25 protein-coding genes and 1 tRNA gene are annotated in these 24,956 nt (G+C 61.1%); 1 reads left to right on the top strand and 25 read right to left on the bottom strand.

What is annotated here, in order from left to right; all coding sequences use genetic code 11:
- Positions 1-9 precede the first annotated feature (9 nt).
- From nuoH to rpsO, 20 genes are all read right to left on the bottom strand, one after another.
- A complete protein-coding gene (nuoH, locus tag P9875_RS21360; protein ID WP_278316541.1) occupies positions 10-1,092 on the bottom strand; it encodes an NADH-quinone oxidoreductase subunit NuoH in 1,083 nt (360 codons plus the stop codon).
- A complete protein-coding gene (nuoG, locus tag P9875_RS21365; protein ID WP_278316542.1) occupies positions 1,092-3,425 on the bottom strand; it encodes an NADH-quinone oxidoreductase subunit NuoG in 2,334 nt (777 codons plus the stop codon). The genes nuoH and nuoG overlap by 1 nt, the downstream gene beginning before the upstream one ends.
- Before the next feature lie 22 nt (positions 3,426-3,447).
- Positions 3,448-4,743: an NADH-quinone oxidoreductase subunit NuoF gene (nuoF, locus tag P9875_RS21370; RefSeq protein ID WP_010399729.1), complete on the bottom strand. Its 1,296-nt coding sequence runs from the start codon at positions 4,741-4,743 to the stop codon at positions 3,448-3,450.
- Positions 4,740-5,219 carry an NADH-quinone oxidoreductase subunit NuoE gene (gene nuoE, locus P9875_RS21375; protein WP_034749989.1) on the bottom strand — a complete coding sequence of 160 codons (480 nt, stop codon included), beginning with the start codon at positions 5,217-5,219 and terminating at the stop codon, positions 4,740-4,742. The genes nuoF and nuoE overlap by 4 nt, the downstream gene beginning before the upstream one ends.
- Positions 5,220-5,231: 12 nt before the next feature.
- Positions 5,232-6,485 carry an NADH-quinone oxidoreductase subunit D gene (locus P9875_RS21380; protein ID WP_034749992.1) on the bottom strand — a complete coding sequence of 418 codons (1,254 nt, stop codon included), beginning with the start codon at positions 6,483-6,485 and terminating at the stop codon, positions 5,232-5,234.
- Positions 6,485-7,078 (bottom strand): NADH-quinone oxidoreductase subunit C, encoded by a 594-nt coding sequence (locus P9875_RS21385; RefSeq protein WP_099378293.1) that lies wholly within the window; start codon positions 7,076-7,078, stop codon positions 6,485-6,487. The genes P9875_RS21380 and P9875_RS21385 overlap by 1 nt, the downstream gene beginning before the upstream one ends.
- Positions 7,079-7,095: 17 nt before the next feature.
- Positions 7,096-7,572 (bottom strand): NuoB/complex I 20 kDa subunit family protein, encoded by a 477-nt coding sequence (locus P9875_RS21390; RefSeq protein WP_010399733.1) that lies wholly within the window; start codon positions 7,570-7,572, stop codon positions 7,096-7,098.
- A 3-nt stretch (positions 7,573-7,575) separates the two neighbouring features.
- Positions 7,576-7,935, bottom strand: a complete 360-nt coding sequence (locus P9875_RS21395) for an NADH-quinone oxidoreductase subunit A (RefSeq protein WP_010399734.1) — start codon at positions 7,933-7,935, stop codon at positions 7,576-7,578.
- A 177-nt stretch (positions 7,936-8,112) separates the two neighbouring features.
- Positions 8,113-8,197 (bottom strand) — tRNA-Leu (locus P9875_RS21400).
- A gap of 191 nt (positions 8,198-8,388) precedes the next feature.
- Positions 8,389-8,790 carry a preprotein translocase subunit SecG gene (gene secG / locus P9875_RS21405; protein ID WP_035820525.1) on the bottom strand — a complete coding sequence of 134 codons (402 nt, stop codon included), beginning with the start codon at positions 8,788-8,790 and terminating at the stop codon, positions 8,389-8,391.
- Positions 8,791-8,818: 28 nt separating this feature from the next.
- Positions 8,819-9,568 (bottom strand): triose-phosphate isomerase, encoded by a 750-nt coding sequence (gene tpiA, locus P9875_RS21410; protein ID WP_278316543.1) that lies wholly within the window; start codon positions 9,566-9,568, stop codon positions 8,819-8,821.
- A 72-nt stretch (positions 9,569-9,640) separates the two neighbouring features.
- Positions 9,641-10,621: an NAD(P)H-quinone oxidoreductase gene (locus tag P9875_RS21415; RefSeq protein ID WP_278316544.1), complete on the bottom strand. Its 981-nt coding sequence runs from the start codon at positions 10,619-10,621 to the stop codon at positions 9,641-9,643.
- Positions 10,622-10,691: 70 nt separating this feature from the next.
- Positions 10,692-11,300 (bottom strand): tetratricopeptide repeat protein, encoded by a 609-nt coding sequence (locus P9875_RS21420; RefSeq protein WP_077407077.1) that lies wholly within the window; start codon positions 11,298-11,300, stop codon positions 10,692-10,694.
- Positions 11,301-11,362: 62 nt separating this feature from the next.
- Positions 11,363-12,124, bottom strand: a complete 762-nt coding sequence (locus P9875_RS21425) for a GIN domain-containing protein (protein WP_278316545.1) — start codon at positions 12,122-12,124, stop codon at positions 11,363-11,365.
- A gap of 109 nt (positions 12,125-12,233) precedes the next feature.
- Positions 12,234-12,443: a hypothetical protein gene (locus P9875_RS21430; protein WP_278316546.1), complete on the bottom strand. Its 210-nt coding sequence runs from the start codon at positions 12,441-12,443 to the stop codon at positions 12,234-12,236.
- A gap of 153 nt (positions 12,444-12,596) precedes the next feature.
- Positions 12,597-14,549: a methyl-accepting chemotaxis protein gene (locus P9875_RS21435; RefSeq protein ID WP_278316547.1), complete on the bottom strand. Its 1,953-nt coding sequence runs from the start codon at positions 14,547-14,549 to the stop codon at positions 12,597-12,599.
- Positions 14,550-14,671: 122 nt separating this feature from the next.
- Positions 14,672-14,971 (bottom strand): hypothetical protein, encoded by a 300-nt coding sequence (locus tag P9875_RS21440; RefSeq protein WP_278316548.1) that lies wholly within the window; start codon positions 14,969-14,971, stop codon positions 14,672-14,674.
- Between the two features lie 6 nt (positions 14,972-14,977).
- Positions 14,978-15,673 carry a hypothetical protein gene (locus P9875_RS21445; protein WP_051958864.1) on the bottom strand — a complete coding sequence of 232 codons (696 nt, stop codon included), beginning with the start codon at positions 15,671-15,673 and terminating at the stop codon, positions 14,978-14,980.
- Between the two features lie 213 nt (positions 15,674-15,886).
- The gene (pnp, locus tag P9875_RS21450; RefSeq protein ID WP_099400376.1) at positions 15,887-18,004 is read right to left on the bottom strand and encodes a polyribonucleotide nucleotidyltransferase; all 2,118 of its coding nucleotides are present in this window, start codon (positions 18,002-18,004) and stop codon (positions 15,887-15,889) included.
- Positions 18,005-18,223: 219 nt separating this feature from the next.
- A complete protein-coding gene (gene rpsO, locus P9875_RS21455) occupies positions 18,224-18,493 on the bottom strand; it encodes a 30S ribosomal protein S15 (protein ID WP_010399743.1) in 270 nt (89 codons plus the stop codon).
- Between the two features lie 185 nt (positions 18,494-18,678).
- Between rpsO and bamE the strand changes: the two genes are divergently transcribed.
- Complete coding sequence (gene bamE / locus P9875_RS21460) at positions 18,679-19,176, top strand: outer membrane protein assembly factor BamE domain-containing protein (RefSeq protein ID WP_278316549.1); 498 nt, start codon at positions 18,679-18,681, stop codon at positions 19,174-19,176.
- Between the two features lie 8 nt (positions 19,177-19,184).
- On the opposite strand, the gene P9875_RS21465 is transcribed toward bamE, so the two are convergent.
- The 5 genes from P9875_RS21465 to P9875_RS21485 all read right to left on the bottom strand — a co-directional run bounded on the left by P9875_RS21465 (position 19,185) and on the right by P9875_RS21485 (position 24,853).
- Entirely contained in the window at positions 19,185-20,729 is a 1,545-nt protein-coding gene (locus P9875_RS21465; RefSeq protein WP_278316550.1) for a 2-isopropylmalate synthase, read from the bottom strand.
- Positions 20,730-20,777: 48 nt separating this feature from the next.
- A complete protein-coding gene (pssA, locus tag P9875_RS21470) occupies positions 20,778-21,629 on the bottom strand; it encodes a CDP-diacylglycerol--serine O-phosphatidyltransferase (protein ID WP_099378283.1) in 852 nt (283 codons plus the stop codon).
- 157 nt (positions 21,630-21,786) lie between these two features.
- Entirely contained in the window at positions 21,787-22,542 is a 756-nt protein-coding gene (locus P9875_RS21475) for an SIMPL domain-containing protein (protein ID WP_278316551.1), read from the bottom strand.
- Between the two features lie 110 nt (positions 22,543-22,652).
- Positions 22,653-23,408 carry an SIMPL domain-containing protein gene (locus P9875_RS21480; protein WP_099378281.1) on the bottom strand — a complete coding sequence of 252 codons (756 nt, stop codon included), beginning with the start codon at positions 23,406-23,408 and terminating at the stop codon, positions 22,653-22,655.
- 206 nt (positions 23,409-23,614) lie between these two features.
- Positions 23,615-24,853: an MFS transporter gene (locus P9875_RS21485; RefSeq protein ID WP_278316552.1), complete on the bottom strand. Its 1,239-nt coding sequence runs from the start codon at positions 24,851-24,853 to the stop codon at positions 23,615-23,617.
- Between the last annotated feature and the right edge of the window lie 103 nt (positions 24,854-24,956).

Below are 24,956 nucleotides of genomic sequence, written 5' to 3' on the forward strand. Positions count from 1 at the left end.
TGCACTCTCTTACTTCCAAATATTCCAGGATGTCTGCATCCAGGCAGCGACGAAGACCAGGTAGACCAGCGTCAACGGGATAAACACTTTCCAGCCGAGGCGCATGATCTGGTCATAACGGTAGCGTGGGAAAGTACCGCGTACCCAGATGAACACCGACACGATGAAGAAGGTCTTGGCGAACAGCCAGAAGAAGCCGCCGAAACCACCCCAGAACTCGAGGAAGGCAAATGGTGCGGACCAGCCACCGAGGAACATGATCGAAGCCAGCGCGCCGATCAGGATCATGTTGGCGTATTCGGCCAGCATGAACATGGCGTAGGCCATGCCCGAGTACTCGACCATGTGGCCGGCGACGATTTCCGACTCGCCTTCGACGACGTCGAACGGGTGACGGTTGGCTTCAGCCAGACCCGACACCATGTAGATGACGAACATCGGCAGCAGCGGCAGCCAGTTCCACGACATGAAGTTCACGCCCTTGCCGGCGAAGTAACCGATTTGCTGGCCGCCAACGATGTCGATGAAGTTCAGGCTGCCCGAGACCATCAGCACGATGACCATCACGAAGCCCATCGGGATTTCATACGAAATCATCTGTGCCGAAGCGCGCATGGCGCCCATGAACGAGTACTTCGAGTTCGAGGCCCAGCCGGCGATGATGATGCCGTAGACTTCCATCGAGGTAATCGCCAGCAGCAGCAGCAAGCCCGCGTTGACGTTGGCCAGCACGGCTTCCGGACCGAACGGCACGACCGACCAGGCGGCCAGGGCCGGCATGATGGTCATGATCGGGCCGATCACGAACAGGCCCTTGGCGGCCTTGGCCGGGATGATGATCTCTTTGAACAAGAGTTTCAGCGCATCGGCGATCGGTTGCAGCAGGCCCAGGGGACCCACGCGGTTCGGGCCGACGCGGATCTGGATCCAGCCGATCAGCTTGCGCTCCCACAGGGTGGCGTAAGCAACCAGGCCCATCAGCGGCAACAGCACGCACAGGATCTTGATCAGGGTCCAGAAGAACGGCCAGGTACCGCCCAGCAAATCCTGGCCGGTACTGTTGATGACGTTTACAAATTCAGGCAGAGCCATCAGATTTTCCCCTCTGCTGTTTCAACTGTGATGTCACCGAACATGCCGCCCAGGCTAGCCGTCGAGGCATGCGCCGCCGACACTTTGACCACATTGGCTGGCAGGCCGGCGTGAATTGCCGCCACCAGGATGGCGCTGCCGGAGCCTTGCGCCACTTTGACCTTGTCGCCCGCCTTGATGCCCAGCTTTTCAGCCAGCGCCAGGGACAGGTGGGCTTGCGGCGCGGCGCCATCGACCGTGCGCAGCAGCGGTTCGGAGCGGCGTACCAGCGCGTCGGCGAAGTAGATGGGCACGTCGGCGATGCGTTGCAGCGCAGACGACGCCGGGGCGTAGCTTGCCGCTTCCGGTGCATTTTTCGCGATGTTGTTCAGCTGTGCCGACAGATCGGTCACGCCGGCACCAAACGCTTCGTCGCGGATCGCTTCGGAGGTGTCGTAGTCGAAACCGGCCAGGCCCAGGATGTTGCCCAGGACGCGCAGCACTTTCCAGGCTGGACGGGTATCGGCCAGCGGTTTCACGGTGCCGTTGAAGCTTTGCGCGCGGCCTTCGCAGTTGACGAAGGTACCCGAGGTTTCAGCGAACGGGGCGATCGGCAGCAAGACATCGGCGTAATCCATGCCGTGCTTGAAGGCGGACATGGCCACGACCATGTCGGCGCCATCCAGGGCGGCGCGGGCCGCTTGTGGATTGGCGGCATCGAGTTCCGGCTCGGCGTGCAGCAGCACGTAGGCTTTTTTCGGTACGGCAAACGCTGCTTGCACGTTGGCGCGCGGCTTGGCGACCAGGTGCGCGCCAACCGTGTTGGCCGCTTCCGTCAGGTAACCCAGCTTGGCACCCGTCTGTTCGGCGATCCATTGCGCGGCAGCATGCAGTTGCGACGCTTGCGGGTGTTGCGTTGCCGCATTACCCAGCAGCACGGCGCCGTTGTCGCCAGCCATCAGGCTGGCAGCGATGGCGACAGCCACGTCCGAAGCGTTGACGGCTTCGAAGCCTGCAGGCGCCGTAATTTCTTTCGCTTTAGCAACAGCGACGACCACTTCCGACAAGGCCGCCAGCCAATCGCTAGGCGCGACGATCATCTTGTTGGCGATGGTGATCAATTGATCATCGTCGGAGGCGTGCAGGATCGACAGCTTGGCGCCGCCCTTGACGGACGCGCGCAAACGCGTGGCCAGCAATGGGTGATCCTTGCGCAGGAACGAGCCGATGACGAAGGCGCGCTTGATCTGGCCAAATTCGTTGATCGGCATGCCCAGCCATGGCTTGACGCCAGCGTCCAGCGCGAAGTCGGTCTGGCGCAGGCGGAAGTCGACGTTCTCGGAACCGAGACCGTTGGCGACTTTTTGCAGCAGTACCAGCTCTTCGACGGTCGAATGCGGCGTTGCCAGCGCGGCGATGGCGTCGGCGCCATGCTCGTGCTTGATATTTTTCAAACCGTGCGCCACGTATTCCAGCGCCGTTTGCCAATCGACTTCTTTCCACTCGTTGCCTTGTTTCAGCATCGGGGAAGTCAGGCGTTCGGCACTGTCCAGCGCTTCGTACGAGAAACGGTCCTTGTCCGAGATCCAGCACTCGTTGACGGCTTCGTTTTCCAGCGGCAATACGCGCTTGACCTTGCCAGCTTTCACTTGCACGATCAGGTTCGCGCCCAGACCGTCATGCGGGCTGACCGATTTGCGGCGCGACAGTTCCCACGTACGGGCGCTGTAACGGAACGGCTTCGAGGTCAGTGCGCCAACCGGGCACAGGTCGATCATGTTGCCCGACAGTTCCGAGTCGACCGACTGGCCGACGAAGGACACGATTTCCGAGTGTTCGCCGCGGCCGATCATGCCCAGCTCCATCACGCCGGCCACTTCCTGGCCAAAGCGTACGCAACGGGTGCACTGGATGCAGCGCGACATCTCTTGCATGGAGACCAGCGGACCGGCTTCCTTTGGCGTGACGACGCGCTTGTCTTCCTTGTAGCGCGATTCGCTCTTGCCGTAGCCCACTGCCAAGTCTTGCAACTGGCATTCGCCGCCCTGATCGCAGATAGGGCAATCGAGCGGGTGGTTAATCAGCAAGAATTCCATGACCGACTTTTGCGCCTGCACAGCTTTATCGCTGGCGGAGCGCACGATCATGCCGGCACTGACCGGGGTCGCACAAGCGGGCAAAGGCTTGGGCGCCTTTTCCACTTCGACCAGGCACATGCGGCAGTTCGCTGCGATCGACAATTTCTTGTGATAGCAGAAGTGCGGAATGTAGGTTCCCAATTTGTTGGCGGCGTCCATCACCATGCTACCAGCAGGGACTTCGACTTTTTTGCCGTCTATTTCGATTTCAACCATGGTGATCGTTACCTGACGCAGCTTAGATATATGCGGGCACTAAGCAATGCTTGTGCTCGATATGATATTCAAATTCTTCACGGAAATTCTTAATGAAGGCCCGTACCGGCATGGCAGCCGCATCGCCCAGCGCGCAAATGGTGCGGCCCTGGATGTTGTCGGCGATCGAGTTGAGCATGTCCAGGTCGTCTGGACGACCCTGCCCCTGCTCGATGCGGTGCACCATGCGGTACATCCAGCCTGTGCCTTCACGGCAAGGCGTACACTGGCCGCACGATTCTTCAAAGTAGAAGTAGGACAGGCGTTCCAGCGCCTTTACCATGCAGCGTGTTTCGTCCATCACGATGACGGCGCCCGAACCGAGCATCGAACCAGCTTTCGCGATCGAGTCGTAGTCCAGGTCGGTCTGCATCATGATGTCGCCGCGGATCACCGGAGCGGACGAACCGCCAGGGATCACGGCCTTGATCTTTTTGCCACCGCGCATGCCGCCTGCCAGTTCCAGCAGGGTCGCAAACGGGGTGCCGAGCGGCACTTCATAGTTGCCCGGTTTTTCCACGTCGCCCGAGATCGAGAAGATCTTCGAACCGCCATTGTTCGGCTTGCCCATCGCCAGGTATTTCTCTGGACCAATGTTCAGCACGAATGGCACGGCCGCGAAGGTTTCCGTATTGTTGATCGTCGTCGGCTTGCCGTACAGGCCAAACGAGGCAGGGAAAGGCGGCTTGAAGCGCGGCTGGCCTTTCTTGCCTTCCAGCGATTCGAGCAGGGCCGTTTCTTCGCCGCAGATGTAGGCGCCATAACCATGGTGCGCATGCAACTGGAACGAGAACTCGCTGCCCATGATCTTGTCACCGAGGAAGCCGGCGGCGCGCGCCTCTTCCAGCGCTTCTTCGAAACGCAGGTATTCCTGGAAGATTTCACCGTGGATATAGTTGTAGCCGACGGTGATGCCCATCGCATAAGCGCCAATGGCCATGCCTTCGATCAGGGCATGGGGATTGTAACGAATGATGTCGCGGTCCTTGAAAGTGCCCGGTTCGCCTTCATCTGTATTGCAGACGAGGTATTTCTGGCCCGGGAACTGGCGCGGCATGAAGCTCCACTTCAAGCCGGTAGGGAAACCCGCGCCGCCACGGCCGCGCAAGGACGACGCCTTGAGGTCGGCGATGATCTGTTCCGGCGTGATTTTCTCTTCCAGGATACGCCGCAGGGCGCTGTAGCCGCCGCGGTTCACATAATCTTGCAAATGCCAGTTCTTGCCATCCAGATCCTTCAGGATCAATGGATCGATATGGCGGTTGTGGAGTGACGTCATTTCTTGAGTTCCTCCAGCATGGCGTCGATCTTCTCGTTCGACATCCAGCTGCACATGGTTTTATTACTGACCAGCAAGACAGGCGCATCGCCGCAAGCACCCATGCACTCGCCTTCAACCAGGGTGAACTGGCCGTCTGCGGTGGTTTCGCGGAAATCGATGCCCAGTTTCTGCTTCAGGTAGTCTGCAGCGCGCACGCCGCCCGACAGGGCGCATGGCAGGTTGGTGCACACAGTGATCTTGTGCTTGCCCACGGGTTTCACGTTGTACATATTGTAGAACGTGGCCACTTCCTGCACGGCAATCGCCGGCATGCCGATGTAATCGGCCAGTTCCTTCATGGTTTCCGGCGCCAGCCAGCCCAGTTCATCCTGGGCATGGGCCAGCGCGGCCATGACGGCCGACTGACGCTGGTCGGCCGGGTACTTGGCCAGCTCGCGGTCAATTTTCTTATAGCATTGCTCTGATAACAACATACTTTTTGCCTCTTAGCGGTCAATACTGCCGAACACGATGTCTTGCGTCCCGATGATGGTCACGGCGTCGGCAAGCATGTGCCCACGCGCCATCTCGTCGAGCGACTGCAAGTGGGCGTAGTCTGGCGCGCGCAGTTTCATGCGGTACGGCTTGTTGGCGCCATCGGACACCAGGTACACGCCGAACTCGCCCTTCGGATGCTCCACGGCGCTGTAGGCCTCGCCTGGCGGCACGTGGAAACCTTCCGTGAACAGCTTGAAGTGGTGAATCAGCGATTCCATGTTGGTCTTCATGTCGACGCGGCCCGGAGGCGCCACCTTGCGGTTGCTGGTCATGACAGGACCTTCATTGTTGCGCAGCCACTCCACGCATTGCTTGATGATGCGGTTCGACTGGCGCAGTTCTTCCACGCGGACCAGGTAGCGGTCGTAGCAATCGCCGTTGGTGCCGATAGGAATGTCGAAGTCCATCAGGTCGTACACTTCGTACGGCTGTTTCTTGCGCAAATCCCACTGCACGCCCGAGCCGCGCAGCATGGCGCCCGTAAAGCCCATGGCCAGCGCATCTTCCGGCGAGACCACGCCGATGCCGACGGTACGCTGTTTCCAGATACGGTTGTCGGTAAGCAGGGTTTCGTACTCGTCCACGGAGTTCGGGAAGCGGCGCGCGAAGTCTTCGATGAAGTCCAGCAGGGAACCCTGGCGGTTTTCATTAAGTTTGCCGATGGCCTTGGCGTTGCGGATGATCGACGCCTTGTGCTGCGGCATCGCGTCCGGCAGGTCGCGGTACACGCCGCCCGGACGGTAGTAGGCCGCGTGCATGCGCGCGCCCGAGACTGCCTCGTAGGCGTCAAACAAGTCTTCGCGGTCGCGGAAGCAATACAGGAACGGGCCCATGGCGCCAACGTCCAGCGCGTGGGTGCCGAGCCACATCAGGTGATTCAGGATGCGCGTCATCTCGTCGAACATGACGCGGATGTATTGCGCGCGCAACGGCACTTCCAGGCCCAGCATCTTTTCGATGGCCATCACGTACGCATGTTCATTGCACATCATCGACACATAGTCGAGACGGTCCATGTACGGCACGGATTGCAAATAGGTCTTCTGTTCGGCCAGCTTTTCGGTGGCGCGGTGCAGCAGGCCGATATGCGGGTCGGCGCGCTGGATGACTTCGCCATCCATCTCCAGCACCAGGCGCAGCACACCGTGCGCGGCCGGATGCTGTGGCCCAAAGTTCAGGGTGTAGTTCTTAATCTCAGCCATTATTTCATCCCGTAATGTTCTTCGCGGATCACGCGCGGCACGTTTTCCCGCGGCTCGATCGTCACGGGCTGGTAAATCACGCGCTTTTGTTCCGGATCGTAGCGCATCTCGACATAGCCGGAGACGGGGAAATCCTTGCGGAACGGATGGCCGATGAAACCGTAGTCGGTCAGCAGGCGGCGCAAGTCGTTGTGGCCTTCGAAGAGGATGCCCAGCAAGTCGAATGCTTCGCGCTCGTACCAGTTGACGGCGCGCCAGATGCTCACCACGGAGGGCAGCAGCGGCATGTCGTCGTCCGGCGCGAACACGCGCACGCGCACGCGCCAGTTGTGCTTGACCGACAGCAAGTGCGAGACGGCCGCGAAACGCAGGCCATCCCAGCTACCGTCGCCATAGGTCGAGTAGTCGACGCCGCACAGGTCGAGCATTTGCTCGAAATGCAGGGCCGGATCGTCGCGCAGGGTCTGCATCACGGCCAGGTAGTCCTCGGCCTTGACGACCAGAGTGACTTCGCCCAGCGCAACCGTCGTGCTAACGCGATCGCCCAGGGCAGTGCCGAGGGCGTTTTGCAATACTTCTAAATGTGTTGTCATAATCTGAAGCGGCCCGGTTAGCGTGCGATCGTGCTGGTACGCTTGATCTTGTTCTGCAACTGCATGATGCCGTACAGCAAGGCTTCAGCGGTCGGAGGACAGCCAGGCACATACACGTCGACGGGCACGATGCGGTCGCAACCGCGCACCACGGAATAGGAGTAATGGTAATACCCGCCGCCATTGGCGCAGGAACCCATCGAGATAACCCAGCGTGGCTCCGCCATCTGGTCGTAGACCTTGCGCAGGGCCGGCGCCATCTTGTTGCACAGGGTGCCGGCAACGATCATGACGTCGGACTGACGCGGCGACGGACGAAACACGACGCCGAAACGGTCCATATCGTAGCGGGCAGCGCCCACATGCATCATTTCGACCGCACAGCAGGCCAGACCGAACGTCATCGGGAACATAGACCCGGTGCGCGCCCAGTTGATCAGCTTGTCGGCCGAGGTGGTGATGAAACCTTCGCTTAATACGCCTTCAATAGCCATGGCTTATTCCCAGTCAAGGGCACCTTTCTTCCAAATGTACCAAAATCCGACCACGAATTCAGCGATGAACACCATCATCGTGACGAAACCGGCCCAGCCCAGGTCGCGCATTGCAACGCCCCATGGGAAAAAGAATGCCGTTTCCAGATCGAACAAAATAAACAGGATTGCGACCAGATAGTAGCGCACATCAAATTTCATGCGCGCGTCTTCGAATGCTTCAAAGCCACATTCGTACGGGGAGAGTTTTGCTGCGTCGGGCTTGTTAGGGCCTAACAGGCGCCCCAGGAGCTGGGGAGCGATACCGACACCAAGGCCGATAATAATGAACAGCAGGACGGGGAAGTAATTTTCGAGGTTCACGATTGATGAGCTTATATTGAACGATCGGTTAAATGAGGACGCTGCGATCATTTGCAGCGTATCTAACGCACGATCCCAATCAAAGCTAAGACCAGGATCGAACGACACATCCTCGTAAAAAAAGCCAGCAACTTTGTACGAGCCATGGCTCGTGCGCCGTTGCTGGCTTCTGATTTCTGGTGCCGACGACGAGACTCGAACTCGTACAGCTTGCGCCACTACCCCCTCAAGATAGCGTGTCTACCAATTTCACCACGTCGGCGGTAAGGCCCGTATTCTACTCTGCTTTGCCGCTAAAGTTAATGCACAAATGCATCAAAACACAGATAAAAACGATAAATTTTTACATCTTCCAGCGCGTCACGATTTTTTCCTGCCGCGCTGCTGAAACATTGAGCAATAATCTGCCCGTAATGAGAATTACTCTCGATGAGGTATCGAGCTGAACCAGAATTACTTCGGAATCGCGCCGGCCGGGGTGCTGGCAACCGGTGCCGCCGCTGCCGGAGCGCTGGCTGCCGGTGCCGCAGGCACCGTCGTCGGGATCGCGCCCGCGCCGGTGACCGGCACTGGCTTGACGACTTTATCCATCACGCCGCCGCCGACCGTCGTGGCGCGCTGATTCGCCATCAGCGACAGGGCCAGGGTGGCGCCGAAGAAGATCGCGGCGGCAACGCCCGTCGATTTCGACATGAAGTTCGACGAACCCGTCGCACCGAACAGGCTGCCCGAGGCGCCCGAACCGAAGGCGGCGCCCATGTCGGCGCCCTTACCGTGCTGCAACAACACCAGCGCGATAATCGACAATGCCGAAATAACCTGTACTACCACTACCAGATTGAACATCATGTTCATTGCAATTCCATTCTTAGTTTAAAGTAATTCAATCAGCGGCGTGAATAATCGCCAGGAAATCCGCCGCCTTCAATGCTGCTCCACCGATCAGACCGCCATCGATATCCGGCATCGCCATCAATTCTTTTGCGTTCTCCGGCTTCATGCTGCCGCCGTACAGGATTTGCACGCCGGTCGCTGCTACCGCATTCTTTGCCACCAGCTGGGCGCGCAATACCTGATGCACGTCCTGCGCCATTTGCGGCGTGGCCGTCTTGCCCGTGCCGATGGCCCAGACTGGCTCATAGGCCAGCACCAGTTTCGCCACGTCGTCGGCGGAAATCGCCGCCAGCACGGCGCCCAGTTGCTGCGCCACCACGGCATTGGTCTGGCCCGCTTCGCGCTGCGCCAGGGTTTCGCCGATGCAGACGATAGGCGTGATGCCCGCCGCCAGCGCCGCAACCGTCTTGGCCGCCACCTGCGCATCGCTCTCGCCATGGTAGGCGCGGCGCTCGGAATGCCCGATCACCACATAGCCGCAGCCAAAATCCTGCAGCATGGCGGTCGAGATTTCTCCCGTGTAGGCGCCGCTGGCGTGCGCCGAGACATCCTGCGCACCCCAACCAAGGGCCGTGCCTGCCAATTGCGCCTGGCACTGCGCCAGATACGGCGCAGGCACACAGACGGCGCTGGCGGCGCCAGAGGCAGCCAGGCCAGCAACTATTTCAGACAATAACACCGCGTTCGAGGTGCGACTGCCGTTCATTTTCCAATTTCCGACGACGAGTTTGCGACGCATAGTAGCCTAAATTCTAATAACCCGTCATTCTAACTCCGGCACCGATGCCGGTCAAACAGGCAGTGCCCCGTTTCAAACAACTTGCAACATGATCTTGCCCACGTGCGTGCTCGCCTCCATCAAGGCATGCGCCTCGTTGGCTTTTTCCAACGGGAAAGTTTTATAGATCACGGGCTTGATCTTGCCCGCCTCGATCAGCGGCCAGACGGTCGTGCGCAAATGGTTCGCGATGGCCGCCTTGAAGGCCACGGAACGGGGACGCAGGGTGGAACCCGTCACCGTCAGGCGGCGGCGCAGCAAGGTGCCCAGATCCAGCTCCGCCTTGGTGCCGCCCTGCACGGCGATCAGGCCGATGCGGCCGTCGTCGGCCAGGCAGCTGATCTCGCGCGGCAGGTAGTCGCCGCCCACCATGTCGAGGATGACATCGACGCCCTTGCCATCGGTCAATTCCTTGACGACGGCGACGAAATCTTCCGTGCGGTAATTGATGCCCCGTTCGGCACCCAGCGCCTCGCAGGCGCGCGCCTTTTCGTCGCTGCCCGCCGTGGCGAAGACGCGATGCCCCAGGGCGGCCGCCAATTGAATGGCCGTCACGCCGATGCCGGACGTGCCGCCCTGCACCAATAACGTTTCACCATCGGCCAGCGCGCAGCGGTCGAAGACATTGCTCCAGACGGTAAAGAAATTTTCCGGCAGGGACGCACCTTCCATCGCCGTCAAACCTTGCGGCAGCGGCAGGCACTGGCCGGCGGGCGCGGCGCAGTATTCGGCATAGCCGCCACCCTGCACCAGCGCACAGACCAGGTCGCCTTTTTTGAATTCAGTGTTGCTGAAATCGCCATCGACGACTTCTCCCGCCACTTCCAGGCCCGGCAAGTCGGAGGCGCCGGGTGGTGGCGCATATTTGCCCAGGCGTTGCAGCACGTCGGGACGGTTGATGCCGGCCGCGTGCACCTTGATCAGCAGCTCTCCGGCTTTGAAGGCGGGAACGGGAGACTCGACGATCTGCAAAACGTCGGCGGGACCTGGCTGGCTGATGGCAACTGCACGCATGGCGGGACTCTTTCAAGGGAAAACGGCGATTGTACGCCAAGCCGCCCTCCCCTGCAGACCACCGCCGCTCTTAACCGGCGCCCGTCTTCGACTGGCGCGGCAAGGGCGTGCCCGGCTTCCATTTCGCCGACAGGGCTTGCCCTTCCTCGACTTGCTCATGCGTCATCTTGCGCACCACGGCGGCGCGCTGGTCGGCCGCATTTGCGTTGCCATTCGCGGCCGCCAGGTTCCACAGCATGTAGGCGATGACGTTGTCCTGCTGCACGCCGCCCATGTGGTAGCGGTACATCAGGCCCAGCACCTGCTGCGCCTCGGCATGGTTCTGCTCGGCCGCCTTGCGGAACCAGCCGACGGCCTGTTTATGGTCCTGCAGCACGGCGTTGCCCGTGTAATACATGGCGCCCACGACATACTGGGCATCGGCCTTGCCCTGCTCGGCCGCCTTGCGGTGCCAGAACATGGCTTGCTTGTAGTCCTGCGGCAAGCCCCGTCCCATGTAATACATCAAGCCCAGCAAATGCTGGGCATCGGCGTTGCCGGTCTTGGCCAGCGGCAATATTTCCTTGTAGGCTAGCGCGTAATTCTTGTTGTTGTAGGCGCTGGCGCCTTCGGCGAAGCCAGCCCGCGCGGGTAGCTGTATCGTCAACAGCATGAGTAATGTAATGATCAGTTTTTTCATCGGAATGGGATGTGGTCTGACTACTTATTCTTGTCCTGCCAAAGGCCTGCGGCAGGATGCTTTTACTTCCAGCTGACTTTGCCCAGGCCCTCGACGCTGACATCGCGGTTGACCGGCTTGCCATACACCACCACCGAACCGAGTCCGCTCAAGTTCAGCTTGGCATTCGTATGGGCGTTCACCGTGGCGTTGCCGAGGCCGCTCAATTCCAGGTTGACGGCATCGGCTTCGAATTGCTGCGCATTCAGGCTGCCCAGGCCGCCAAGGCTGGCTTTCAGGATGCGCCCGCGTCCGCCCAGCACCACCGAGCCGGCGCCCTGCAAGTCCAGTTCGGCCCGCTCATTGTTGCCTATCCATATTTGCATGCTGCCCACGCCGCCCAGGCTGGCATTCAGCTTGCGGTAGTCGCCCACCAGCTTGATGCTGCCCGCCCCTTCCAGCGACAGGGTCAGTTCCTCGCCCTTGAAACCCGTGATGTCCGTGCTGCCGAAGCCTTCCGAACTGAGTTCGCGCAAGTTCGGCAGGACCAGGTCGGCGCGGATCGACGAGGGGCCGATCTTGAAGCCACGCACTTCCGTTTCGATGTGCAGGGTATCGCCGCTTTGCGCCGTGCTGACATCGGCGATGTAGCGTTTGTCGGCCGTGATGCTCAAGGACGCCACGTTGCCCTGGCGAATGCGTACTTCCATCACACCATCGAGCTTGACGCGCACCACGCGGGCGTCGACGTTGCGCATTTCCAGCAAGCGGGTCTCGGCGGCTGCGCCGCGCACCAGGCCCAACGTCGCCAGGAACAGCAGCGCCAGTTGCAGTGTCTTTTTCATGTAGAGCATCCTCGGTATCTTGTTTTTATGTGTCGCGGCACCCTCGTGGGGCTTGCGCGCATTGCCATTGGCTGCCACTGTAGCAGCAGCAAAAATTGCTGACAATCAATTATGCGAAACGGGCTTTTTCGGTAGCGCTCAGGCGCTTGGCCTTGACCACCACCACGTGCATGGCAGCCCTGTCCGCTGGCGCGGCCAGGGTGGCCGTGGAACTGGCCACTTGCAGGGCCGGAGCGGCCGGGGCGGTGGCGTAGCAGCTGGCGCCGAGCAGGATGGCGGCGGCAACGGCGATGACTTCCATGTTTTTAGCGACGTTCATTTGAATCTCCTCGGGTGTCTGGCAGTGGGCTTGCGGTATGGTGTGACTATAGCCATACCGCCCCCGGCAGACACGCCGATTGCGACGAACTGCGCTTTTGGCAGGCTGGCCTGACAAAAACGCGGATGAACGCGCAGATCGCTACGAGTCTTCTTAAAACTCTTCCCACTCGTCGGCGCCGGACTTGGCCGCCTTGACAGGCTTGCTCGGCGACGGCGCGCGGACCGGCGCACGCGGCGCAAGGGCACGAACGGCTGGCGTCGCCTTGAGGCGCGTCACGGGCGCGGGCGCCACGGCGGGACCCGCATCGCCCAGGCGGAACATGCCGACGGCTTGCGCCAGGTCCACGGCCTGCTCCTGCAGGCTTTCCGCGGCGGCGGCCGCTTGCTCGACGAGGGCAGCGTTTTGCTGTGTCATGGTATCCATGTGCGTGACGGCCGTATTGATCTCGCCGATGCCGGCGCTCTGTTCGCGGCTGGCCACCGTGATCTCGCTCATGATGGTCGTCAATTGCTGCACCGACGCCACCACCTGATCCATGGTCTGGCCCGCTTCATCGACAAGGCGCCCGCCGGCATCCACTTTTTCCACCGAATCGCCGATCAGCTCCTTGATTTCCTTCGCCGCACCAGCGGAGCGTTGCGCCAGGTTGCGCACTTCGGACGCCACCACGGCAAAGCCCCTGCCCTGCTCGCCTGCGCGCGCCGCCTCGACGGCCGCGTTCAAGGCCAGGATATTCGTCTGGAAGGCGATGCCGTCGATCACGCCGATGATGTCGACGATCTTGCGCGAGCTTTCCTGGATGCCGGCCATGGTGCCCACCACTTGCTGCACCACCCGGCCGCCCTTGGCCGCAACTTCCGAGGCGGATACGGCCAGCTCATTGGCCGCGTGCGCGTTTTCCGCATTCTGCTTGACGGTCGAGGTCAGCTCGTCCATCGAGCTTGCCGTTTCTTCCAGCGCGCCCGCCTGCGCTTCCGTGCGCGACGACAGGTCGGCATTACCGGCGGCAATGTCGGCCGACTCGCTGCGCACCAGGGTGCTGATGCTGCGGATCTGCACCAGTACGGTGGCAATCTTTTCAACGAACAAGTTAAACGCCTTGGCGATCTGCGCCAGTTCGTCCGAGCCTTCCGCGTCGAGGCGGCTGGTCAGGTCGCCGTCGCCCGTGGCGATCGCTTCCATCGCATCGCGCACCAGGCCCAGGCGGCGCAAGGCGCGCGCCACCAGCACGCTCAATACCGTGGCGGCCAGGGCCAGCACCAGCAAGGCCGTCAAGGCCGAGGCGCGCAGCATGGAGGTCAATGCTTGCGTCGCTTCTGCGCGGTCGAGCACGGTAGCCAGCAGCCAGTCGCTGCCCGGCACTTTACTTACATGCAAGATGCCGTTACGGTCGCCCAGGCGAATGGCGGCGCCATCGCCGCTCTTTTCGATATCGGCCAGCGCCTGCGCGCTCAGGCCAGGGTCCAGCTCGGCCAGGGGCTTCAGGGTCAGCTTGCCGTCCGGGTGAGCGATGATCTTGCCGCCGCCATCGACGAGGAAAGCATAGCTGGACGCCGTCGGCTTGATCGAAGCGACATTTTGCACCACCGCATCCATCATCACGTCGGCCGCCATCACGCCCGTCACGCTGCCCTTGCCGCCCAGCGGCTCGGCAAACGTCACTACCAGTTTGCCCGTGCTGGCGCCGATGTAGGGCGCCGTGATGATGGGGCCGCCCACTTCGGACGCCAGCTTGTACCAGGGGCGCGCCGTGGGATCGTAGTCGGCGGCGCGCTTGCGTTCTTGCGAAAAGACGGCGTGCTTGTCGGCAAAGCCGATATACGCCATGTCGAAGGTGCCGGCCTGCTCGGCCGCCTTCAGGGCCGGCAGCGGGTCGGCCGCCGTGGCGCCCTGCTTGAGCGAGCCCACGACGGCTTGCTTGGAGCGCAGCCATTCGGCGATGGCTTGCGCGTGGCTGTGCGACAACTGCAGCATCTGCGTGTCGAGCGCGGCCAGGGTGCTGGAGCGCGTGGTGAAGAAATTGGCGATGGCGACGGCCAGCATGGCCAGCACGACGATGGAAACGGCGATGGCGATCAGCCGCGCCTTAAGGGAGGACAACATGGTGCATCCAATAAAAAAAGGGGAAATCGGGAGGGATGCACCATGGTCGGGGAATAAGATTTTGTCGTCAAGCAATACTGACAGTCAATTACCCATAAACAACAATTGATACCATATATAAATCAAGTCTCGCCGCGCAGCTTGCGCAGGGCCGGCGAGTCGCCACCCGTCGCCTCGATGCGGAAGCGGGCAAATGCCTGCTCCAGCTCGGGATAGCGGCGCAGACTGCCTTCGTTAAAGTAGCGCCCGCCGGGGATATCGCCCCACGGCAGCGGCGCGCTCAAGGCCCCGCTGCCTGCCAGGGCCAGCAGCGGCTCGAGCGCGCTGCGCAGGTCGGCCACTTCCGTATCGGCGCCCGCCAGGCGCCCCAGCACTTGCTCCAGCTCGGCGGCGCGGGCTTGCAGGCTCTGTTGATCCATCATCGCTCCTCAATTCTTGATCGTACCGATCAGCACAGGGGCCGACCACAAGCTGCGGTTGGGTAATAAATACTGCTGCGCCCCACCCTTGCGCCGCACCAGCCCGCCCAGCTCTTGCGTCGGCGCCACCTGACTGACAAACACGTTGACGGTGCCCTTGGGCATGATCTGATACACATCATACAGCGGCGCCTCGCTCTTCAAGGGCAAGCCGAAACAGTCGGCCAGGGTGGCGCAGCGGCTAGATGCCAGCTGCAATTGCGCGCTGGTGGTGAAATACGGCGAGTATGGCGACACATTCTGGCCATGCGGCACGATTTTGACGAGCGCGGCCGACATGGCTTGCACATCGGGCAAGGTGCTGCCGGAAGCGAGCTGCTCGACCGCGCGCGCATAAATCGTCTCGGCCGGCGCGGCGGGATCGGCGGTGCGCAGCTCGCGCAGGAATTGCTGCCCTGGCCCACTATCGAGATAGAGATCGATGGCTGCGCGCTGCAAGCCCGCCGTCTTGAAGGTGCTGAGGTCATTGATTTCGCGCGCATGCACGGCGCGCAAGGCGTCGATATCTTGCGCCGGCATGGCCGCGGACGCGGCTGCGATGGGGATGGGCAGCGGCACCGGCGTCGGTGCGTTGTCCAGCTGCGCCCAGGCACCGGGCGATACGGCAAGCAGAAAGGCGGCGGCCAGCCCGCGGAATGTGCGCATGCTGCTTCTCCTTGGAAGACTCGTTCAGGGGAATATCCCCTCCCGAATCTACAAGGCGCGGCGGCGGCCGATACGCGCTGGATCAAGGCAGATGCACACGCCGGCATCCACCTTCGATACAGCGCAAACAAGGCGCAAAAAAACCGCCAGGGCTTGCGCGCTGGCGGTTTTGATCATGCGGCCGAGGCCGCAGTCAGGCGAATCTGAAGGAAATTAAGCGGCTGGCGCTTCGTTGCCTTCAGCAGCTTTCATCGACAGTTTCAGGCGGCCGCGGTCGTCCGTTTCCAGAACTTTTACACGCACCAGCTGGCCTTCTTTCAGGTAGTCGGCCACGGCGTTGACGCGCTCGTTGGCGATCTGCGAGATGTGCAGCAAGCCGTCTTTGCCTGGCATGACTTGCACGATGGCGCCGAAGTCCAGCAGTTTCAGCACGGTGCCTTCGTAGGTCTTGCCCACTTCTACGGAAGCGGTCAGTTCTTCGATGCGGCGCTTGGCTTCCTGGCCGGCAGCAGCGTCAACGGAAGCGATGGTGACCACGCCTTCGTCGCTGATGTCGATCTGGGTGCCCGTCTCTTCGGTCAGCGCGCGAATCACGGCGCCGCCCTTGCCGATCACGTCACGGATTTTTTCCGGGTTGATCTTGATGGTGATCAGACGCGGTGCGAAATCGGACAGTTCGGTTTTGACGTGCGGCATGGCTTTTTGCATTTCGCCCAGAATGTGCTCGCGGCCTTCCTTGGCTTGCGCCAGTGCCACTTGCATGATTTCCTTGGTGATGCCCATGATCTTGATGTCCATCTGCAGCGCCGTGATACCGTTGCGGGTACCGGCTACCTTGAAGTCCATGTCGCCCAGGTGATCTTCGTCGCCCAGGATGTCGGACAGCACGGCAAACTTGCCGCCTTCCTTGATCAGGCCCATGGCGATACCGGCCACGTGTTCTTTCATCGGCACGCCGGCGTCCATCAGTGCCAGGCAGCCGCCGCACACCGATGCCATCGACGAGGAACCGTTCGATTCCGTGATTTCCGATACCAGGCGCACCGAGTAGCTGAACTCTTCAGCTGCCGGCAGGGCGGCGATCAGCGCGCGCTTGGCCAGGCGGCCATGGCCGATTTCGCGGCGTTTTGGCGTACCGACACGGCCCGTTTCGCCGGTGGCGAACGGAGGCATGTTGTAATGCAGCATGAACGAATCGGTGAACTCGCCCATCAGCGCATCGATCTTCTGGCTGTCGCGGGCGGTGCCCAACGTTGCCACGACCAGCGCTTGCGTTTCGCCGCGCGTGAACAGGGCCGAACCGTGGGTGCGTGGCAGCACGCTGGTGCGGATCGAGATCGGACGCACGGTGCGCGTGTCGCGGCCGTCGATACGTGGCTCGCCGTCCAGGATTTGCGTACGCACGATTTTCGCTTCGATGTCGAACAGGATGTTGTTCACTTCCGCGCTGTCGATCGATGCGCCGCCGGCGGCAGCCGCTTCGGCCGACAGGTCGGCGATCACTTCCGACGTCGCTGCTTTCAGCTTGGCCGTACGCTCTTGCTTGTCCTTGGTTTGATACGCGTCATTGATCTTGGTGTTGGCGAAATGCGCGACGCGGGCGATCAGTGCTTCGTTTTTCGGCGCAGGCGCCCATTCCACTTCCGGCTTGCCGCCGTCACGCACCAGGTCGTGAATCGCGTCGATGACGACTTTCATCTGGTCGTGGCCGAAGACCACGGCGCCCAGCATGATTTCTTCGGACAGCTGTTTCGCTTCCGATTCGACCATCAGCACGGCCGTTTCGGTACCGGCGACAACCAGGTCCATTTCCGACGTTTTCAGTTGCTGGACGGTCGGGTTCAGGATGTACTGGCCATTCGCGTAACCGACGCGCGCGGCGCCGATAGGACCGTTGAAAGGCACGCCCGATACGCACAGGGCGGCCGATGCGCCGATCATGGCGGCGATGTCCGGATCGATTTCAGGGTTGACCGACAACACGTGAATGATGACTTGCACTTCATTCAGGTAGCCTTCCGGGAACAGCGGACGGATAGGACGGTCGATCAGACGGGATGTCAGTGTTTCTTTTTCGGAAGGACGGCCTTCGCGCTTGAAAAAACCGCCCGGGATTTTACCGGCAGCATAGGTTTTCTCAACATAATCAACCGTCAAAGGGAAGAAATCCTGGCCTGGCTTGGCATCTTTGCGTGCCACCACCGTTGCCAGAACGACGGTATCTTCGATCGACACCAGCACTGCGCCGGATGCCTGACGTGCGATTTCGCCGGTTTCCAGGGTCACTTGGTGTTGACCGTACTGGAAGGTTTTCGTAACTTTGTTAAACATGGGGTATCCCTTTTCTAATTGCCGACAGATTTTCAGGGGCTGTCGTTCACCTCACCACAGGCGACGGAACATCGTTGCCGCCTTTACTACTTTACTTTTAAAACATGATATCGGTAGAGAATACTGCACTTACCGATAAAAATCCGGAATTCAAATGACAAAATGCCCGCGTCAGCGAACTGGCGCAGGCATTTCTGTATAAACCTTGTACGGCAAAAATTACTTGCGCAGACCAAGTTTAGCGATCAGGTCGCGATAACGGGTAGCGTCTTTAGCCTTCAGGTAGGACAACAGGCTCTTACGACGGTTGACCATCATGATCAGGCCGCGGCGGGAGTGGTGATCTTTCGAGTGGGCTTTGAAGTGGCCGTTCAGTTCGTTGATGCGAGCTGTCAGCAGTGCAACTTGCACTTCAGGGGAGCCGGTGTCGTTTTGACCACGTGCGTTGTCCGCGATGATAGCGGCTTTGTTGATGTTTTCTACTGTCATGATAAACCTTTCACATGCGGTGCACAGAGTCTGAACCCTATCCACCGTGAACTACGATTATTAAAATACTGGCCTATGCTGCCAACCAGACGCGCAAGTATATCGGAAAAATGCCCGCCTGTATCCTGCCGTGCGCGCTTTTCTCGGTGCATGATAGGGTTTTCCTGCATTTCAGGAGGTCAACCATGAAAAAACTGCTCAAATCAGCAACACCGCTGCTGTTTGCCGTGCTGGCCGGCTGCGCCAGCTGGAACGCTCCGCCACCCCAGCCGGGCGAACCGCGCGCCGCCGTAGAAGCACGCCTGGGGCGGCCAAGCAATATCTATCAACTGCCCACCGGTCCCGAGCTTGAATACGCCACGGGGCCATATGGCCAGTACACGTACATGGCCCGCTTCGGCCCTGACGACAGGTTAATTTCCTACGAGCAAGTGCTCGACACACCGGGCTTTGCCCGCATCAAGGTGGGCGTGTCGACGCAGCAAGACGTGCTGCACACCCTGGGCCGCCCGACGGAAACCTCGTATCTGTCGCTGCCAAAATTGCACGTCTGGTCCTACCGCTACAAGGAATCGGGCGTGTGGGATTCCATGATGCACGTGCACTTCGACCACGACGGCATCGTGCGCATGATGATGAACGGGCCCGATCCGGCCAAGGAAGAGCGGCGCTTTTTCTGGTGAAGACAGCCTTATGGTTGGGGATCGATACGCTCATCCTTGGCGTGCAGTTTATTGAGCGCCGACAAATACGCCTTGGCCGACGCCACGATGATATCCGGGTCGGCGCCCACGCCGTTGACGATGCGCCCGTCGCGCGACAGCCGCATCGTCACTTCGCCCTGCGACTGCGTGCCCGTGCTGATGGCGTTGACGGAGAACAGGACCAGCTCGGCACCGCTGGCGGCCGCACTTTCGATGGCATTGACGGTCGCGTCGACGGGACCGTCGCCCTGCCCTTCGCAACTGCGCTGCACGCCGCCGACGAGAAACTCCACGCGCGCATGCGGTACGGCGCCCGTCGTCGACTGCTGTGTCAGGGAAATGAAACGGTAGTGCTCACTCTCCTGCGCCTGCTGCTCCTCGCTGACGAGGGCCATGATGTCTTCGTCGAAAATCTCGGATTTCCGGTCCGCCAGCTCCTTGAAGCGCAGGAAGGCCGCGTTGACTTCCGCCTCGGATTCCAGCGCGATGCCCAGCTCGTGCAGCCGCTGCTTGAAGGCATTGCGCCCCGACAATTTGCCGAGGACGATCTTGTTGGCCGTCCAGCCTACGTCTTCGGCGCGCATGATTTCATACGTTTCGCGCGCTTTTAAAATGCCATCCTGGTGGATGCCGGACGCGTGCGCGAAGGCGTTCGCGCCGACGACGGCCTTGTTCGGCTGCACGGCAAAGCCCGTGATCTGCGACACCATCTTGGACGCGGCGACGATCTGCGTCGTATCGATGCCCACCGTCAAGTTGTAATAGGCGGCGCGCGTGCGCAGCGCCATCACCACTTCTTCCAGCGCCGTGTTGCCGGCCCGCTCGCCCAAGCCATTGACGGTACACTCGATCTGCCGCGCGCCGCCGATCATGACGCCGGCCAGCGAATTGGCCACAGCCAGGCCCAGGTCATTATGACAATGCACGGACCAGATGGCTTTATCGGAGTTTGGTATGCGTTCGCGCAAGCGCTTGATGGTGGCGCCAAAGATTTCCGGCACGGCATAACCCACGGTATCGGGGAAATTGATGGTGGTGGCGCCCTCGGCGATCACGCCTTCCAGCACGCGGCAGAGAAAATCCTCGTCCGAACGGCTGCCGTCTTCGGGGCTGAACTCGATATCGTCCGTGAACTGGCGCGCGTAGCGCACGGCGTTTTGCGCCTGCGTCAGCACTTGCTCTGGCGTCATGCGCAGCTTGATCTGCATGTGCAGGGGCGAGGTGGCGATAAACGTGTGGATGCGCTTGCGCTCGGCCGGCTGCAGCGCTTCAGCGGCGCGGGCGATGTCGCGGTCGTTGGCGCGCGACAGCGAGCAGATGGTGGACTCGCGCACGGCGCCGGCAATCGCCCGTATCGACTCGAAGTCGCCTTGCGAGGCGGCGGCGAAGCCCGCTTCGATCACGTCAACCTTCAGGCGTTCAAGCTGCTTGGCGATGCGCAGCTTTTCCTCGCGCGTCATGGAAGCGCCCGGCGATTGCTCGCCGTCGCGCAAGGTGGTGTCAAAAATGATGAGTCGGTTGCTGGTGTTCATGGCTGCTCCTGGCTGGCTGAAGACTGGCGACGCTACCGACTCAACGCATCAATGCTCGGGGTCGGTCTGAATGATGCTGACGGGCTTGCCCTTCGCCATGCGCCAGAAAAACACGGCGTAGCCGGACAGGCCATAGGCGACGAAAATCGGGAACAGCACTTTCGGCGGGTCGATGGAAATGAGCGCAAAGAACAATGCCAGCAGGAATACCACGATGAAAGGCACGGACTTGCGGAAATTCACATCCTTGAAGCTGTAGAACGGCACGTTGGTGACCATGGTCAGGCCGGAGAACAGGGCGATCGTCCACGACACCCAGGCCAGCTGGTTGCCGGCAAATTCCAGGTCGTTCATCAGCAGGATGAAGCCGGCCACCATGGCCGCTGCCGCCGGGCTGGGCAAGCCCTGGAAGAAGCGCTTGTCGACCACGGCGATATTCGTGTTGAAGCGGGCCAGACGCAAGGCGGCGCCGGCGCAATACACGAAGGCGGCCAGCCAGCCCAGCTTGCCCATGCCGCGCAGCGACCATTCATAGATCACCAGCGCCGGTGCGGCGCCGAACGAGACCATGTCGGACAGGCTGTCGTACTGGGCGCCGAATTCGCTCTGCGTATTCGTCAGGCGCGCGATGCGGCCGTCGAGGCCGTCGAGGATCATGGCGATGAAGATGGCCCAGGCCGCGTGTTCGAATTTCTGGTTCATGGCCATGACGATGGCGTAGAAGCCGCAAAACAGGGCTGCCGTCGTGAAGGCATTCGGCAACAGATAGATGCCGCGGCGGCGCAAGGTTTTCTTGCCAGTACCCTCGGTCACCGGCTGGCGCACGAATTTGCTGAAGCGGGACGCTTTGGATGCTGCGGGAGTGCCGTTCTTGCCTCTACGACGGGGGAAGTTTGCCATGTTGTTCCATATCTTGTGTACTGCGGGGGATTCGGTGCCAGATGGCAGGCGCATTCGTCTTGCGGCATGCGCCTGCCGATGTTGCCATTATAGAGGAGCCACCGCCAAAGAAAAGCGCGGCGGCGTCAAGCCGGCAATATTGACGCCTGCTCAAGCATTATTTGAACTTGATCTTGGCCACCAGGCCCATGTTGAGGGTCGTTTCGCCTGCCTCGAAGCTCGGCTCGGCGACCTGGTTGCCGCCATAGCCCATGGAGTCGGCGCTCATGTTGCGCGCGCCGGCCACGCTGACGCGCTGCGCGTAATTGCCCGAGCCTTCGAAATCGATGGTGTCGATCACGGCGTCATTGACAGTGCGGCCCATGGCGCCGGCGATGGCGGCCACGCGCTCGTTGAGGTTCTTGTAGGCGGCGGCGATGCGCTGGTCGTCGAGCTTGCGGATGGTGGCGGGCGCCAGGCCGAAGTTCAGGCGGTTCAGGGTCAGCACGCCTTGCGCCGCGGAAACGGTTTTCGGCAAGGCAGCCAGATTGGTCGTCGTTACCTGCAGATACTGACCCACACGCCAGCCGGTCGGCACTCTAGGCTTGGCCGCGACGCCTGGCGGCAGGGGCGCCGTTTCCGGGTACACGGCATACGTGTAGTAGCCCTGGGTCTTCAGCACGGCTTGCGGATCGGCTTTCTTGACGATGGCCGCGCCCTGGTTCATCTTCTGGTTCACGCGCGAGGCGGCGGCAACCTTGTCCTTGTCCTGCTCTTCGATGGCCAGGGTGACAGTCACCTGGTCGTTCGCATGCACCACTTCGCCATTCGCGGGCACCACCACGAGGGTGCCGGAAGTGGGCAAGGTTTGGGCTTGGGCACCCAGGGCAATGGTAGCGGCGGCGGCAGCCAGCAGCGATTTCATGACGGTCATAATGTTCTCCTGGAAAATAATGGGGCAAAAACAACCATGGGGCCAATAGCCCCATGATTATTAAAACATTTCAATGTGGAATACTTCCACATTGGCGAGCTTACTTGTGCTTACTTGAACTTGACCTTGCCGACGACACGCATGTCGAGCGTCGTTTCGCCCGGCTCGAAGCTCGGTTCTGCAACGGTGCTGTCTTCGGCCATCTTGGCGCTGCGCATCATCATCGGTGCGGCGGCAGCACGGTTTTCGGTGACATAGTTGCCCGAACCTTCGAAGTCCACCGTATCGAGCACGGCGTCGGAAACGTTGCGGCCCATGGCCTTGGCGATGGCGGCCACGCGCTCGTTCAGGTTTTTATACGTGGCGGCGATGCGCTGGTCGTCCAGCAGGCGGATGGTTTCCGGCTTCAGGCCGAAATTCAAGCCATTCAGGGTCAGCACGCCTTGCGCCGCCGACACGGTTTTTGGCAAGGACGCCAGATTGGCCGTCGTCACTTCCAGATACTGGCCGACACGCCAGGCCGTAGGCAAACGCGGCTTGGCCACGGCGCCGGCCGGCAATGGGCGCTCTTCCGGGTACACGGGATAGGTGTAGTAGCCGTACGATTTGAGTGCCGCCGACGGGTCGGCCTGCTTGACGATGGCGATGCCCTTGTTCATCTTCTGGTTGACTCTCGACGCGGCGGCAGCCTTGTCCTTGTCCTGTTCTTCAACGGCCAGGGTAGCGACCACCTGGTCATTGACATGCTTGACTTCGCCAAATGCGGGTACGACCACCAGAGTGCCGTTGGTTGGCAAGGTTTGAGCTTGTGCGCTCAGGGCAACGGTCGCTGCGGCGGCAACAAGGACGGATTTCATCACGGTCATGGGGGTACTCCTAGGTAGTTAATGTGGCTGACAGCCCGCGAAAGGGACGCTTTTGCCATCCCTTTCGCCTGAGAAACTTGTCAAACTGTGTAGATTCTAACGCCTCATTCATTCCTGTGGCGCAAATTAACAAATCGTCACAAAATGTGCTTGCCAGTCACATCTGCTCACATTTCAACACACTGCCATCATAAATAACAATGTTATTAGTGGCCTACGACTGCGCCACCGCTGCGCCGGCCCGGCTTGAAACTGTGGCGGTGCGCGCGCCAGGCGATGGTCAATGCCACCAGCAGCAAGGCCAGCATGGCCCACGGGAACGATGCCGCGCCATAGCCGTCGAGCAGCAAGCCGCCCGCCAGGCCGCCGCCCGCGATGGCCACGTTCCAGATGGTCGCCACCATCGCTTGCGCCACATCCATGCCGTCGCCGGCCGCGTCCGCCGACGCCGTCTGCAGCAAGGTGCCGGCGCCGCCGAAGGTGATGCCCCAGATGGCCATGCTGACATAGATCACGGCAGGCGAGTCCATCGCCAGGCCCAGCGCCACCATCACGAGGGCCAAGGCGGCGATGCAGCCCAGCACGAGCGGACGCAGCCAGCGGTCGATCAGCTGGCTGACCAGCCAGATGCCGGCCAAGGAACCCACGCCATACACGAGCAACACCAGGTCAACGCGGGGGCGCAAGCCGGACGGCGCCAGGAACGGCGCGATATAGGTATACAGAATGTTATGCGCCAGCATCCAGGCGACGATGACAAACAGAATCGGCCGCACGCCCGGCGTCAGGAACACCTGGCGGATCGACAGGCGCTCGCCATTCTTTTGCCCAGGGTAATCGGGCACGACCAGCAGCACCCACGCGACCAGCACCACGGCCAGTCCCGACATGATGCCGAAAATGCTGCGCCAGCCCAGCACGCCGCCCATCAGGGTACCCAGCGGCACGCCCAAGGACAGGGCCAGCGGCGTGCCGATCATGGCAATGGCCATCGCCCTGCCCTGTTGTTCCACGCTCACCATGCGGCGCGCGTAGCCGGCCATCAAGCCCCAGGCCAGCCCGGCGGCCATGCCGGTGACGAAGCGCGAGGCCAGGGCAACCATATAGTTGGGCGACAGGGCCGTCGCCGTATTGAAGATCAAAAAGCCGACGATGGCCAGCAGCAAGACATTGCGCCGGCGCCAGCCGCTCGTCAGTGCCGTCAGCGGGATCGCCGTCAGGATGGAGCCGATGGCGTAGACGGTCACCAGTTGGCCCGTCATGACTTCGGAAATATTCAGGTCGCGGGCAATCTGCGGCAGCAAGCCGGCCGGCAAGGTTTCCGACAGGAGGGCGAGAAACGCCGTCATGGCCAGGGCCAGCAAGGCCAGGACGGGAAGCCGTTCGGAAATGGAAGATTCTGCAGTGCCCGGCATGGGTACTGTGGTGGTAATGCGGTCAGTCATAGGGGTCCTTCAGGTTGCCAAGCGGCTGATCAGTTAGCGCCTGGCGTGCTACAAAAGCGGTGATGCGCGTTGCGGTCGGCAGATACCGAAACAGATGCAGTCC

Source organism: Janthinobacterium rivuli (assembly GCF_029690045.1).
Taxonomy (GTDB): domain Bacteria; phylum Pseudomonadota; class Gammaproteobacteria; order Burkholderiales; family Burkholderiaceae_D; genus Janthinobacterium; species Janthinobacterium rivuli.